This is a genomic window from Streptococcus parasuis, from assembly GCF_021654455.1.
Classification (GTDB): Bacteria; Bacillota; Bacilli; order Lactobacillales; family Streptococcaceae; genus Streptococcus; species Streptococcus parasuis.
Genome location: NZ_AP024276.1, coordinates 1,155,645 through 1,168,341, shown reverse-complemented (window position 1 = coordinate 1,168,341; position 12,697 = coordinate 1,155,645). Strand labels below are relative to the sequence as shown.

The 12,697-nt window shown below is 39.1% G+C and carries 13 protein-coding genes and 1 pseudogene; 12 read left to right on the top strand and 2 right to left on the bottom strand.

Annotation, left to right across the window (positions count from 1 at the left end; all coding sequences use genetic code 11):
• Positions 1–10: 10 nt before the first annotated feature.
• Positions 11–2,173: an ABC transporter ATP-binding protein/permease gene (locus L6410_RS05835; RefSeq protein ID WP_222381060.1), complete on the top strand. Its 2,163-nt coding sequence runs from the start codon at positions 11–13 to the stop codon at positions 2,171–2,173.
• Positions 2,174–2,484: 311 nt separating this feature from the next.
• Positions 2,485–2,757, top strand: a pseudogene (locus L6410_RS05830) (NUDIX hydrolase); the annotation flags it as partial.
• A gap of 564 nt (positions 2,758–3,321) precedes the next feature.
• Here the strand turns inward: L6410_RS05830 and L6410_RS05825 are convergent.
• Complete coding sequence (locus L6410_RS05825) at positions 3,322–3,750, bottom strand: DUF6556 family protein (protein WP_237395087.1); 429 nt, start codon at positions 3,748–3,750, stop codon at positions 3,322–3,324.
• Positions 3,751–3,862: 112 nt separating this feature from the next.
• Between L6410_RS05825 and L6410_RS05820 the strand changes: the two genes are divergently transcribed.
• The 5 genes from L6410_RS05820 to rpmA all read left to right on the top strand — a co-directional run bounded on the left by L6410_RS05820 (position 3,863) and on the right by rpmA (position 8,698).
• Positions 3,863–5,005, top strand: coding sequence for a cysteine desulfurase family protein (locus tag L6410_RS05820; protein ID WP_024397078.1), 1,143 nt, complete (start codon positions 3,863–3,865; stop codon positions 5,003–5,005).
• A gap of 1 nt (position 5,006) precedes the next feature.
• Positions 5,007–6,224 (top strand): tRNA uracil 4-sulfurtransferase ThiI, encoded by a 1,218-nt coding sequence (gene thiI / locus L6410_RS05815; RefSeq protein WP_024397079.1) that lies wholly within the window; start codon positions 5,007–5,009, stop codon positions 6,222–6,224.
• Between the two features lie 216 nt (positions 6,225–6,440).
• Entirely contained in the window at positions 6,441–7,766 is a 1,326-nt protein-coding gene (brnQ, locus tag L6410_RS05810) for a branched-chain amino acid transport system II carrier protein (RefSeq protein ID WP_237395086.1), read from the top strand.
• A gap of 278 nt (positions 7,767–8,044) precedes the next feature.
• Positions 8,045–8,359, top strand: a complete 315-nt coding sequence (rplU, locus tag L6410_RS05805; RefSeq protein ID WP_002941330.1) for a 50S ribosomal protein L21 — start codon at positions 8,045–8,047, stop codon at positions 8,357–8,359.
• Positions 8,360–8,404: 45 nt separating this feature from the next.
• On the top strand, positions 8,405–8,698 hold the full coding sequence (gene rpmA / locus L6410_RS05800; RefSeq protein WP_009909754.1) for a 50S ribosomal protein L27: 294 nt from the start codon (positions 8,405–8,407) through the stop codon (positions 8,696–8,698).
• 73 nt (positions 8,699–8,771) lie between these two features.
• Here rpmA and L6410_RS05795 read toward each other — a convergent pair whose 3' ends face one another.
• On the bottom strand, positions 8,772–9,002 hold the full coding sequence (locus L6410_RS05795) for a tyrosine-type recombinase/integrase (protein ID WP_272877467.1): 231 nt from the start codon (positions 9,000–9,002) through the stop codon (positions 8,772–8,774).
• A gap of 205 nt (positions 9,003–9,207) precedes the next feature.
• Here L6410_RS05795 and L6410_RS05790 point away from each other — a divergent pair, with 205 nt between their 5' ends.
• The 5 genes from L6410_RS05790 to L6410_RS05770 all read left to right on the top strand — a co-directional run bounded on the left by L6410_RS05790 (position 9,208) and on the right by L6410_RS05770 (position 12,633).
• On the top strand, positions 9,208–10,122 hold the full coding sequence (locus tag L6410_RS05790; RefSeq protein ID WP_024397081.1) for a LysR family transcriptional regulator: 915 nt from the start codon (positions 9,208–9,210) through the stop codon (positions 10,120–10,122).
• Positions 10,115–10,579 (top strand): signal peptidase II, encoded by a 465-nt coding sequence (lspA, locus tag L6410_RS05785; protein WP_024392249.1) that lies wholly within the window; start codon positions 10,115–10,117, stop codon positions 10,577–10,579. The genes L6410_RS05790 and lspA overlap by 8 nt, the downstream gene beginning before the upstream one ends.
• On the top strand, positions 10,563–11,462 hold the full coding sequence (locus tag L6410_RS05780; RefSeq protein WP_237396722.1) for an RluA family pseudouridine synthase: 900 nt from the start codon (positions 10,563–10,565) through the stop codon (positions 11,460–11,462). The genes lspA and L6410_RS05780 overlap by 17 nt, the downstream gene beginning before the upstream one ends.
• A 150-nt stretch (positions 11,463–11,612) precedes the next feature.
• The gene (locus L6410_RS05775) at positions 11,613–11,951 is read left to right on the top strand and encodes a zinc ribbon domain-containing protein YjdM (protein WP_024392247.1); all 339 of its coding nucleotides are present in this window, start codon (positions 11,613–11,615) and stop codon (positions 11,949–11,951) included.
• Between the two features lie 55 nt (positions 11,952–12,006).
• On the top strand, positions 12,007–12,633 hold the full coding sequence (locus L6410_RS05770) for a Pr6Pr family membrane protein (RefSeq protein WP_237395085.1): 627 nt from the start codon (positions 12,007–12,009) through the stop codon (positions 12,631–12,633).
• The last annotated feature ends 64 nt before the right edge of the window (positions 12,634–12,697 follow it).

Here is a 12,697-nt window from a genome sequence, read left to right as displayed (position 1 = left end):
GGGGGATTCTATGATAAACCTTAGTAATATCAATAAAAAGTACAGTAAGAGAGAAATTTTTCATCAATTAGACTTTACCATAGAACAATCCGGTTTGATTTATACGGTCATTGGTGCGAGCGGTTCAGGCAAGACAACGCTTTTAAATATTATTTTTGGCTTAGATTTTGATTATGAGGGCGACTATTTTTTATTTGAACGAAATGTCCGAGAGTTAAAGCAAAAAGACTGGCAAACCATAAGAAATAGGGATTTACAGCTAGTTTTTCAAGATTACAAACTCACGGAGGGTTTGAGTGTTCTTGATAATTTAAAAAATGCAGGCGATTTTGATGATGCGGCTATAACAGAAGTATTAAAAAAATTAGATATTTTAGAATTCGCTGATCAGCGTGTAGCAGACTTAAGTGGTGGGCAAAAGCAACGTGTTGCGATTGCGCGAGCGATGCTGTTTAAACCTAAAATATTACTGTTAGATGAACCAACCAGTGGCTTGGATACTGAGACGACAGAAAAATTGCTGGAATATCTAACAGCGATAAAACATACAGGGGTTACAGTTTTGATTATTAGTCATGATCGCCTGATTATTGACTACTCGGACATTGTCTTAGAGATTAAAGAAAAAAATTTAAAGGTTCGCCGTGAGGTGGGAAAAACTGAGCCGGAAATTGCTCTTTTCCACCAGCCTACAGAGATCCAGTCTACAGAGATAAAAAAGAAAAAGTTGGGGCGCTATATTTTATCAGCCCTGCGAGCTAATAAGTTTGAATTGTTATTGCTTGCTGTCCCGATAATGCTTATTTTTTCTTTGTTTATTTTAGGCTTTTCTTTTTATTACAGTACAGTCGTTGGTACTTACAATCGCATGTTTTCAGGTGTCTCTGATAGGCTCATCATGATTGATACGCAAGAGCTTAAAAATGATGTCACAGTCCAAAATCGTGAGAACAATATTTCTTCGAGTTTAGATGGCCAGCGGATTTATTTTTCTCAGGCAGATTATGAACAGGTACGCCAAATTAAAGGTGTTGAAGATGTCGCTTTAACCTTAGGGCGTCAAATGGCATTGTCGGATAAAGACGGCTATGAAATTGATTTGACTTATGAAGTAGAAGAGTTGCCAGACTTTTTAAAAAAGGATATTGGCTTTTTAAACCAAGATACTAAGTTGACTTTTAAATTTTTAGGATTGAGTAGTCCGAAAGCTTTTGCTAAAGATTACAATACCCAAAATATCACTTTACTTACGGGAGAATTTCCACAAAATCAAAGTTTAGAAGTCGTTTTACCTGATATTTTTGCGCAGATTTACTTTGGAAGTGATGATTTTGATCAGTTTATAGGGCATTCGGTCAATTTAACTACATTTAAATATGGAGAATCTACGAATTTGGTTGAGAGAAGCTACCAAGTGTCGGGGATTTATCGAACTAACTATCAAGATACACTTCAGCCAACTTACGCTATCTATTTGGGCTGGGATGGCCAAGGGATTTTGGATGAAGAGACAGATATTGCACAAATGTATGAAGAGGATAAAATCGCATTTATTGGTTCGTCAAAAGAAAATGCAGCCTATCTCTCAAATATATTTGATACGCTTGATAGCTATAAAACAGCTGTTGGATTGGGCTACACGACCCTACTTGTTAAAGCGCAATCGCCGAAAGATGTTGAGACGATTTCTCAAAATTTAGACCAACTCTTTCCAAAATATCGACTGACCAGTCAGTTAAGTTGGAAAACAGGGGAGTATGCTAAGATTTATCAGTATGAGACCAAGAAAATGCTGAGCATCACATGTATTATCTCACTCACTTTAGGTTTAGTAATTACTTTTTTGAACAAAGGTTATTTTAGAAAAAGAAATCGGGAACTGGCTGTTTTGTATAGCCTAGGGTATAGTAGGGGACAACTTGCTTGGCTGATTTTATGTGAAAATCTTATTGTCTTTCTTACTTGTCTAGGTTTAGCTTACGGTTTAGATAAACTCATTTACAAATTTTATCTACGGCAGATACCCTATTTTTCAGGTTTGAGTGTGATGTTTACCCTTCAAGTGGTACGATTAGTCACCATGCTTATCCTATTGATCACTTTAATTTCTGTTATTTGGAATATGCGAGGTGTGAAATTAGGGAATTTAAAAAAATCTTTGAATAGCATTTGATTGTAAGAGGCTCATTGTCAACTGTATTGAGTTGACTTATAAATAAGCATGAGAGGAGATGGGTGTCGTCTTCTCTTTTGTGCTATTCAAAGTGAAGTAGATGCTTTTTTAAGAAACGAGAATCTGAGGAAATTGAATCTTTTGGAATCTAATTAAACATGTATGAGAAATTTAATTGTAATTTTAGAAATAGAACAATTGCTATAGAAATTATTTGGAAATTTTGCTTAGTTATTGCATGTAGGACATATCAAAATAAATAAGATAATGAAGCTGGGTGTTCAATCCTGGCATTTTTATTTATTCAGAAGATCTCAAATCCCCGCTTGGTTGGTACTAAGCACTGGCCTGACAAAGAAGGACATCGCTATATTGTCTTTCTTTATAAGGCTACGGAGTTTTCAGGAACTATCCACTCAACTGAAGAGGGAGAAGTTCGATGGGTTAAGAAATCCGAACTGAGTCAATTAGATTTAGCCTATGATTTGCTTGAAATCGTAAAAGTTATGGATGACCCAACCTTATCTGAATTCTTTTACACCAAGAAGGACCAAACTAGGGAATGGGACCGGAATTTTAGGTGAGGGTTATGAACCGCCTCGAAGACGTTTTCGAATCTTGAATGAAGTATATAAAAAACAGATTGAGTTTTCCTTGTGATACCCAATCTGTTTTTGATTTTTTTGTGGAGATGAATTAAAGGCGTTTTTGACGTTCCTTTTCCAAGTAATGATATCTGTAAATGGCAAAGTGTTCAATAAGACGGTAACCAAATCCGCCGAGTATGATGAATATTATAATTACAAATAATTGTGTTAAAGTGGTTTGAAAGAAAAATTTCATCACAATGGATATGACTACAAAACCCAAAACCCACCACCAAAGAGTCTGTAAAGGAGTATATTGCCCATTTTCATCATAAATCTTATTTGAAATATATATACTATAAACAGTTAGGTTTCCTAAGACAATGAGAAAATAGGACACAAACGGATTTGGAAAAAGTGAATATAGGAAAAAATTACCTAAAATTGTTAAAGTGAGTAGCCATAAGAAAGTTGGCACCTTTAGGATGAAGTATTTCATTCCATCACCTCCCAAAATTAGTATATCAAATAGTAAATAGGGAGACAAGTATTTATGTGTTTTTATTGACCAGAAGTATTTTCAGAAGCTCCGCTAGTCACTTCTTCACTGGAAGTTGTAGTTGAACTTGTTTCAGTGCTTGTTCCTGTTGAGGAGGAATCAGTAGAAGCAGAGGAGACTTCTGATGTTGCTGTTGAGCTACTTGTAGTTGTTTGAGTAGTCTCATCTGCTGTTGATGTAGATGAGTCAGTTGAAGAACTACTGGTCGTTCCTTCTTGACTAGAACTTTGTGTAGCAGTACTAGAAGGCACTTGTACAGTTGAGCTGCTTGTACTTGACACTGATTGAGCAGATGATTTGGAGCTAAAAGTGTAAATTGTAATGCATGCAGTGATAATCCCTAAGATGGATCCAATAAAGGTCAGAACCTTTTGGAAATGGGAAAGACCAGCGACTTTTGTCGGTTTTTCTTTTTTTGTACGTGTATTCATGTTATACCTCCGAACCTAGTGTACGAAATGAAGTTTAAATCTAACTTAAAGAGTGGAAACAAGATGTGAAACGTGATAAAATAGGACTATTGCAAACAAAGGAATGAAAATAATGATCTATTTCGATAACGCAGCCACAACACAGACTCATCCAGAAGTTATTAAAACGTACACGGAAGTTGCTACGAAAATTTGGGGAAATCCCTCCAGCCTGCACAATCTGGGCACTCAGGCGACACGAATCCTAGAAGCATCCCGTAAGCAAATAGCAGAGCTATTGGGGAAAGAAAGCAAGGAAATCTTTTTTACTTCAGGCGGTACAGAAGGTGATAACTGGGTCATCAAGGGAGTTGCTTTTGAGAAAGCTCATCTGGGTAAGCACATCATCGTTTCAGCTATCGAGCATCCAGCGGTAAAAGAGTCAGCACTTTGGCTCAAAACACAAGGTTTTGAGGTGGATTTGGCTCCGGTCAATGCCCAAGGATTTGTTGATGTTTCAGCCTTAGAAAGCTTGATTCGTCCAGAAACTACATTGGTTTCTATCATGGCCGTCAACAATGAAATCGGTGCCATTCAGCCGATTCAGGAAATTTCACAACTTCTAGCTGATAAACCCACCATCTCCTTCCATGTGGACGCTGTGCAGGCTATCGGCAAGGTGCCAACGGAACGGTATCTGACAGACCGAGTTGATTTTGCCAGTTTTTCAGGTCACAAATTCCATTCTGTAAGAGGTGTAGGGTTCGTCTATATCAAAGCAGGTAAGAAAATCGCTCCGCTATTGACAGGAGGAGGACAGGAAAGCGACAAACGCTCAACAACTGAAAATGTGGCTGGTATTGCCGCTACAGCTAAGGCGCTTCGCTTGACCCTGGACAAGGCATCAGATAGCCAAAAGCAACTAGCAGCTATGAAGCAGATTCTGGTGAATGAATTGAGTAAGTATCAAGATGTGACGGTCTTTTCTGGAATGGAAAACTTTGTACCTAGTATTTTGACCTTTGGAATTAAGAATATTCGTGGTGAGGTCATTGTTCATGCTTTTGAGGACCATCAGATTTATATTTCAACTACATCTGCCTGCTCGTCTAAGGCTGGGAAACCTGCGGGTACATTAATTGCCATGGGCGTTCCTCAGAAGTTGGCACAAACTGCTGTCCGTGTCAGCTTGGATGATGACAATGATATGGGGCAAATCGAACAATTCCTCACAATTTTTAAACAAATTTATCACAATACACAGAAAGTAAGGTAGAATGAACTATTCAGAAATTATGATTCGCTATGGCGAATTGTCAACCAAAGGGAAAAACAAGATGCGGTTTGTTAACAAACTCCGCAATAATATCAAGCATGTCCTTTCTGTTTACCCAGAAGTGACGGTTTATTTTGACCGTGACCGTGGTCATGTCTATTTGAATGGAGCAGACTATCAGGAAGTTTCCGCTTCTTTGAAGAAGATTTTTGGAATCCAAAATTTTGCGCCATCTTATAAGGTTGAAAAGTCTGTTCCAGCTTTGAAAGAAGCGGTTCAAGACATCATGAAAAACATTTATAAGGACGGTATGACCTTCAAGATTGCTGCGCGTCGTAGTGACCACAATTTTGAATTGGACAGCCGTGACCTTAACCAAGTCCTTGGAGATGCGGTCTTCTCAGCTATTCCAAATGTGCAAGTGCAAATGAAGTCTCCAGATATTACCTTGCGAGTGGAAATCCGTCCTGACGCTGCTTATATTTCCCATGAAGAAATCAAGGGAGCAGGTGGTCTTCCAGTTGGAACATCTGGAAAAGGAACGCTGATGTTATCGGGCGGTATTGATTCGCCTGTTGCGGGCTATTTGGCTCTCAAACGTGGGGTCGAAATCGAAGCTCTTCACTTTGCTAGCCCGCCTTACACGAGTCCAGGTGCACTTAAGAAAGCCCATGATTTGACTCGTAAATTGACTGCCTTTGGTGGTAATATCACCTTTATTGAAGTGCCATTTACAGAAATTCAGGAAGAAATCAAGGAAAAGGCACCTGAAGCTTATTTGATGACCTTAACACGTCGCTTCATGATGCGGATTACAGACCGAGTTCGTGAAGAACGTGGTGCCATGGTTATTATCAACGGTGAAAGTCTAGGACAAGTGGCAAGTCAGACCTTGGAATCCATGCAGGCTATCAATGCGGTGACCAATACACCTGTTATCCGTCCTGTCGTTACCATGGACAAGTTGGAAATTATTGATATTGCTCAAGAAATTGATACATTTGACATTTCCATCCAGCCATTTGAGGATTGCTGTACCATCTTTGCCCCTGACCGTCCAAAAACCAACCCTAAAATCAAAAATGTCGAGCAGTACGAAGCTCGTATGGATGTAGAAGGATTGGTAGAACGTGCTGTTGCAGGAATTATTGTGACAGAAATTACTCCAAAAGTGGAAGCAAAAGATGAGATTGACAATTTAATCGAAGATTTACTGTAAACTGTTGACGAAGTTTAATGCCTGACACGGTTGGGAAAGAATAGACAATTTTAGAAAGAAATTCATTCAGCGCATCAAATGAAGGTTACTATTAACTTGATTTGATGCGTTTTTTAATTATTTGACTTAGGTGTCGTTACCATTATAACCTAACGTTCGGAAAAATCGAATTTTTGTGGTATAATGGACTTTCGAAAAAGATTTGAAGGAGTTTTTATGAAAAAAGGAGCCTTAACAGGTTTACTACTGTTTGGAATGTTTTTTGGTGCAGGAAATTTGATTTTTCCTCCAGCGCTCGGTGTTTTGTCTGGTGAACATTTCTGGCCAGCTATTTTAGGATTTGTTGTATCTGGTGTCGGTATTGCCGTGATTGCTTTGATTGTAGGAACACTTAACCCTAAAGGGTACGTGCATGAGATCTCACGCAAGATTTCACCCTTGTTTGCTACTGTTTATCTTGTTGCCTTGTATTTGGCGATTGGACCATTTTTTGCAATTCCACGTACAGCAACAACTGCTTTTGATATGGGGATTGCACCCATGTTGGAGGGACAAAACACACAACTGTGGTTATTTGTCTTTACTGCCTTGTACTTTTTTATCGCCTATCTCATTTCGCTCAATCCATCAAAGATTTTGGATAGCATCGGCCGAATTTTGACACCTGTTTTTGCGATTTTAATCGTCATTTTGGTCGTTCTGGGTATTGTCAAGTATGGGCAGACACAACCACTGGCAGCTTCAGAGGCCTATTCAGCTAGCCAGGCCTTTGGTACAGGATTTATAGAAGGCTACAATACCTTGGATGCCTTAGCTTCTGTTGCCTTCAGTGTGGTGGCAGTGACAACCTTGAAACAGCTCGGCTTTTCTTCTAAGAAAGAATACATTTCAACTATCTGGGCTGTGGGTATTGTTGTAGCCCTAGCCTTCTCAGCACTCTATGTAGGCTTAGCTTTTCTTGGGAATCATTTCCCAGTACCGGCAGATGTGTTGGCATCGGATACGCACAAAGGGGTCTATATCTTATCGGCTGCAACACAGGCAATTTTTGGTCCGTCAGCTCAGCTTTTCTTGGCTCTGATGGTAACGGTAACCTGCTTCACAACAACAGTTGGCTTGATTGTATCGACTGGACAGTTTTTCAATGACCGTTTCCCACGATTATCTTATAAAGTCTATGCAACTATTTTCACCTTGATTGGTTTTGGAATTGCCAATCTTGGCTTGAGTAAGATTATCGCCTTTTCGATTCCGGTGCTCTTGGTCCTTTATCCGATTACCATTTGTCTGGTTATGATTATTATTGTTAGTAAATTTGTTCCACTTTCTGTCTACGGTATGCAGCTAACAGTGGGTGTGGTGACGGTTATGTCTCTTGTGGAAGTAGTGGCAGGTCAGTTGGGCTTGGAGCCAGTCAAAGCTTTCTATGCAGCTCTGCCATTATCCCAACAGTCTCTGACCTGGCTCTTGCTAGCCTTGGTCGGAATTGTCCTCTCTCTGTTCTTACCAAACAAGCAGGAGAGCGAAGTTTTCGAAATGTAAGAAAAGTGATACAAAACACTTGCATTTGCAGGTGTTTTTGTTATAATAGGACTGTTGACTATGCACACATCCTGTGCAACCGCACGAATGCCGTTGCTCTGCAAAAATTAAGCTCAAACGTCGTTGACTTAACTTGGTGAACCTAAGTTCTACCTGCGTCTGCGTCGCCTAGTCTGAACTTAATTTTTATTGAGCAAGATAAAGTGGTTCGTCCCACGGTACTAGGCGAGTCTTCACATCAAATTCGGGCAAGGCCCAAAAATCATAGGAGGTGCATAATGAGCACATACGCAATCATTAAAACTGGCGGCAAACAAGTTAAAGTTGAAGTCGGTCAAGCTATCTACGTTGAAAAATTGAACGTTGAAGCAGGTCAAGAAGTTACTTTCGAAGAAGTAGTTCTTGTTGGTGGTGAGAAAACTGTTGTGGGTACTCCACTTGTAGCAGGCGCTACTGTTGTTGGTACTGTTGAAAAACAAGGTAAACAGAAAAAAGTTGTTACCTTCAAGTACAAACCTAAAAAAGGTAGCCACCGCAAACAAGGTCACCGTCAACCTTACACAAAAGTTGTTATCAACGCTATCAACGCTTAAGGCGTAGGTTGAAGCAATCATTACAGAAATTCGGAGGAATAACATATGTTAAACTTGAATCTTGCTAACTTGCAATTTATGGCCCACAAAAAAGGTGGAGGTTCAACGTCAAACGGTCGTGACTCACAAGCGAAACGCCTTGGTGCGAAAGCTGCTGACGGCCAAACTGTATCAGGTGGTTCAATTCTTTACCGTCAACGTGGTACAAAAATCTACCCAGGAGCTAACGTAGGTCGTGGTGGAGATGACACTCTTTACGCTAAAGTAGAAGGCGTTGTACGCTTCGAACGTAAAGGTCGCGATAAGAAACAAGTATCTGTTTACCCAATCGCAAAATAAGTCTGAAAATGGCTTAACAATAGGCTTTCCGAGATTTCGGAAGGTCTGTTTTTTTTGTTTTGGTACCCATATTTTAAAATCCAATGTAGGAAGCGAACTTATCAGCAACTTCATTCTTTGCTTTTTGAGTGACATGGGCATAGATGTCCATGGTGGTTTGGATGTTCTTGTGACCTAATCTTTCCTGCACTTTCTTGATGGTGGAATCAGCTTTAAAGAGTAGGGAGCAGTGGATGCGTTGGGAGCCGTGTGGTGTAATGCGTTTGAAGTCTAGGTGTTTTCTCCAAACATTTGAAAAATCAATCTTTTGATTGCCATTTTTTTAATGATTAGAAAAAGATACTATCCAACTTTGGACTGATGATTGTTGAAATGTGTGTTTTAACCCTCGGTCTTTTACCCTTTTCTAGGTTGGTATAGAAGTGACGCTTTATGATGTAATTTGAAGTCTCCCAAAATCTGCATATTTCTGGTATAATAGAAAAAGTAGTATAAAAGAGGATTTCACGATGAATATTCAACAATTACGATACGTAGTGGCTATTGCTAATAGTGGAACGTTTCGAGAAGCAGCGGAAAAGATGTATGTTTCTCAGCCAAGTTTATCCATTTCCATTAAAGATTTGGAAACAGAGCTTGGTTTTCAAATCTTTAGTCGAACCAGTTCTGGCACCTTTTTAACGCAAAAAGGGATGGATTTTTATGAAAAAGCTCAAAATTTGGTAAAAGGTTTTGATCAGTTTGAACATCTTTATTTGCAACCTGAAGAAGGTGAGAAAACTTTTTCTATTTCTAGTCAACACTATGATTTTTTACCTCCATTGATTACCGAGTTTTCGAGACAACATCCACAATATCCTCATTTTCGTATTTTTGAATCAACCACAGCACAGATTTTAGATGAGGTTGCCCAAGGATATAGTGAATTAGGTATTATCTATTTAAATGATAAAAATACGAAAGGTATTATGCAAAAGTTAGATAAACTTCATTTGCAAGCGATTGATTTATCTGATTTCCAAACACATATCTACCTTCGGGAAGACCATCCCTTGACAAATAAAGAAGAAATTGAACCAGCAGATTTGGTTGGTTTACCAACTGTTCGATTTACCCAAGAGAAGGAAGCCTATCTATATTATTCAGAAAATCTGATTGACACCTCTGACTCATCAGTAGTTTTTGATGTGACAGATCGAGCTACCTTAAATGGCATTTTAGAACGTACAGACGCTTATGCGACTGGTTCGGGTTACTTGGATGATGAGAGTGTGAATGGGATTACAGTAATACCATTTAAAGGAAAAGTTGACAATCGCATGGTCTACGTTAAACGTGCGAGTGATGAATTGAGTCAATGCGCACAGGATTTTGTGGAGACTATGCAGTCATATTTTGATAAAAAGAAGGAAGAACATGCGTAAATTTGGGTTTCCGCTCCTTGCGGCGGTTTTAATTGCTATTGATCAATATGTGAAAGCTTGGACAGTTGCGAATATTGAGTTAGATTCAGTAAGAGAATTTTTACCAGGTTTCATGAGTTTGGCCTATTTGCGCAACTATGGTGCAGCTTGGTCGATTTTGCAAAATCAACAATGGTTTTTTACGATTGTAACTATTGTTGTATTGATTGGGCTGGTTTGGTACTATATTCGACAGATAAAAGGAAGTCTATGGACATTATTTAGTCTTTCTTTGATGATGGCTGGAGCTTTGGGTAACTTTATTGACCGTGTTCGTTTGGGGTATGTTGTTGATATGTTTCACCTGGATTTTATAAATTTTCCGATTTTTAATGTCGCTGATATGTGCTTGTCGGTTGGGGTTGGATTGTTATTTATTTGTATATTGAAAGAAGAGTATGATGGAAATAAAGGTTGAAACAGGCGGTGTTCGTCTGGATAAGGCATTGTCAGAATTGACAGAGTTATCTCGTTCGGTGGCAAATGACCAAATCAAGGCTGGTCAGGTATTGGTCAATGGTCAAGTAAAGAAGGCAAAATATACTGTACAAGAAGGGGAAATCATTACCTATCAAGTACCAGAGATTGAAGAAATTGATTATGTCGCTGAAGATATTCCTTTAGATATTGTTTATCAAGATGAAGATGTCGCTGTTGTCAACAAACCTCAAGGAATGGTTGTGCACCCCTCAGCTGGGCATACTTCTGGGACCTTAGTTAATGCACTTCTATACCATGTCAAAGACTTGTCAGGTATCAATGGAGTCCTTCGTCCTGGGATTGTTCATCGAATTGATAAGGATACCTCAGGTTTATTAATGATTGCTAAAAACGATGATGCTCATACAAAACTCGCAACTGAGTTAAAAGATAAAAAATCCCTTCGCAAGTATTGGGCCATTGTACATGGAAACCTTCCAAATGATCGTGGAGTCATTGAAGCACCTATTGGTCGTTCTGAAAAGGATCGTAAGAAACAGGCTGTGACGGCAAAAGGGAAAGAAGCGGTCACGAGATTCCAAGTATTGGAACGATTTGGTGACTATACCTTAGTTGAATTGACATTAGAAACAGGTAGAACCCACCAAATTCGGGTTCACATGGCTTATATTGGTCATCCAGTTGCTGGGGACGAAGTTTATGGTCCCCGAAAAACTTTAAAAGGACATGGCCAATTTCTCCATGCCAGAACTCTTGGATTCACTCATCCGAAAACTGGAGAGGTAGTTGCTTTTACAGCAGAAGCGCCAGCTATTTTTCAAGATACACTAGAGTATCTTCGTCGAACTGCTAAAGGCTAGGGGGCGCGAGAACAGACCATTCTCTGAAAAAATTGTGAAAATTTCAGTTTGGTGAATGGAAGTGGCAATGGAGCTTGCTGATTTTGGCCCACTTGCTCATTTTATAAAAAGATGATAGACTAGTACAGATAACATTTGAGGAGAAAATGAATGGAAACTTTACCAAATTGCCCAAAATGCAATTCTGAATACGTTTATGAGGATGGAGCACTATTAGTTTGCCCTGAATGTGCCTATGAATGGAACCCAGCTGATGTGGCTGAAGAAGAAAATGGTCCAGTGGCAATTGATGCAAATGGCAATCGTTTGGCTGATGGCGATACTGTTACACTTATAAAAGACTTGAAAGTCAAGGGTGCACCTAAGGATTTGAAGCAAGGTACACGTGTTAAAGGGATTCGTATCGTCGAAGGTGACCACAACATTGATTGCAAAATCGATGGGTTCGGTGCGATGAAGTTAAAATCTGAGTTCGTTAAGAAAATTTAGTATAGATTTGGAAAGGACTGGTTGACCAGTCTTTTCGCGTTTTTGAAAGGATATTATGAAATATCAAAGTATTTTGTTTTACAGTAGGTGTCTGCTGGCTATTTTAGCTGTTACTGGTACAGCTTTGGAGATTATCAAGTATGGCATCGGCATGCTTATGTACTACACAGTACAGTCTAACTTACTGGTCTCCCTGTTCGCTGTGTATATGGTTTATGCCATGTTCAAGGGAAACGATTTACAAGGTCCTCAGTTCCTTCGAATAAAGGCTGCGGTAACAATGTCAATAATGATTACCTGTGTGGTCTATCATTTTATGTTGGCACCACTGGCCGAAGATTTTTGGCGTGTTGAGAATATACTTTGCCACTATGTTGTTCCTTTGTACTTTTTGTTGGATACCCTCTTTGTAGATCAGCAGCGCCAGTATAAATGGTTTGATCCGATTTGGTGGACGTTATTACCAGTTCTGTATATGATTTTTGGATTAATCAATGGCTTTTTCCTCAAGATTCCAATTCCGGATGCCAAGGATAGTCCATTTGCCTATTTCTTTTTAAATGTGCCTAAATATGGCTGGTCGTATGTATTGACCTATGTAGGAATTATTTTTGCGGCCTATCTTATCTGCGGATTTGGATTAGCTGGAATCAAGTGTCTACGTGTTGCGCCTAATAAATAGATTAAAAATGATTTCCACTAAAAACCGAAAGTTAGTATTTTTTTCAACAAAAAAATTGTCAAGG

What these genes read in the sequence shown, in the direction of transcription:
- L6410_RS05835 (WP_222381060.1), top strand. Translation starts at nt 11, where the DNA reads ATGATAAACCTTAGTAATATCAATAAAAAGTACAGTAAGAGAGAAATT.
- L6410_RS05825 (WP_237395087.1), bottom strand. Translation starts at nt 3,750, where the DNA reads ATGAATACACGTACAAAAAAAGAAAAACCGACAAAAGTCGCTGGTCTT.
- L6410_RS05820 (WP_024397078.1), top strand. Translation starts at nt 3,863, where the DNA reads ATGATCTATTTCGATAACGCAGCCACAACACAGACTCATCCAGAAGTT.
- thiI (WP_024397079.1), top strand. Translation starts at nt 5,007, where the DNA reads ATGAACTATTCAGAAATTATGATTCGCTATGGCGAATTGTCAACCAAA.
- brnQ (WP_237395086.1), top strand. Translation starts at nt 6,441, where the DNA reads ATGAAAAAAGGAGCCTTAACAGGTTTACTACTGTTTGGAATGTTTTTT.
- rplU (WP_002941330.1), top strand. Translation starts at nt 8,045, where the DNA reads ATGAGCACATACGCAATCATTAAAACTGGCGGCAAACAAGTTAAAGTT.
- rpmA (WP_009909754.1), top strand. Translation starts at nt 8,405, where the DNA reads ATGTTAAACTTGAATCTTGCTAACTTGCAATTTATGGCCCACAAAAAA.
- L6410_RS05790 (WP_024397081.1), top strand. Translation starts at nt 9,208, where the DNA reads ATGAATATTCAACAATTACGATACGTAGTGGCTATTGCTAATAGTGGA.
- lspA (WP_024392249.1), top strand. Translation starts at nt 10,115, where the DNA reads ATGCGTAAATTTGGGTTTCCGCTCCTTGCGGCGGTTTTAATTGCTATT.
- L6410_RS05780 (WP_237396722.1), top strand. Translation starts at nt 10,563, where the DNA reads ATGGAAATAAAGGTTGAAACAGGCGGTGTTCGTCTGGATAAGGCATTG.
- L6410_RS05775 (WP_024392247.1), top strand. Translation starts at nt 11,613, where the DNA reads ATGGAAACTTTACCAAATTGCCCAAAATGCAATTCTGAATACGTTTAT.
- L6410_RS05770 (WP_237395085.1), top strand. Translation starts at nt 12,007, where the DNA reads ATGAAATATCAAAGTATTTTGTTTTACAGTAGGTGTCTGCTGGCTATT.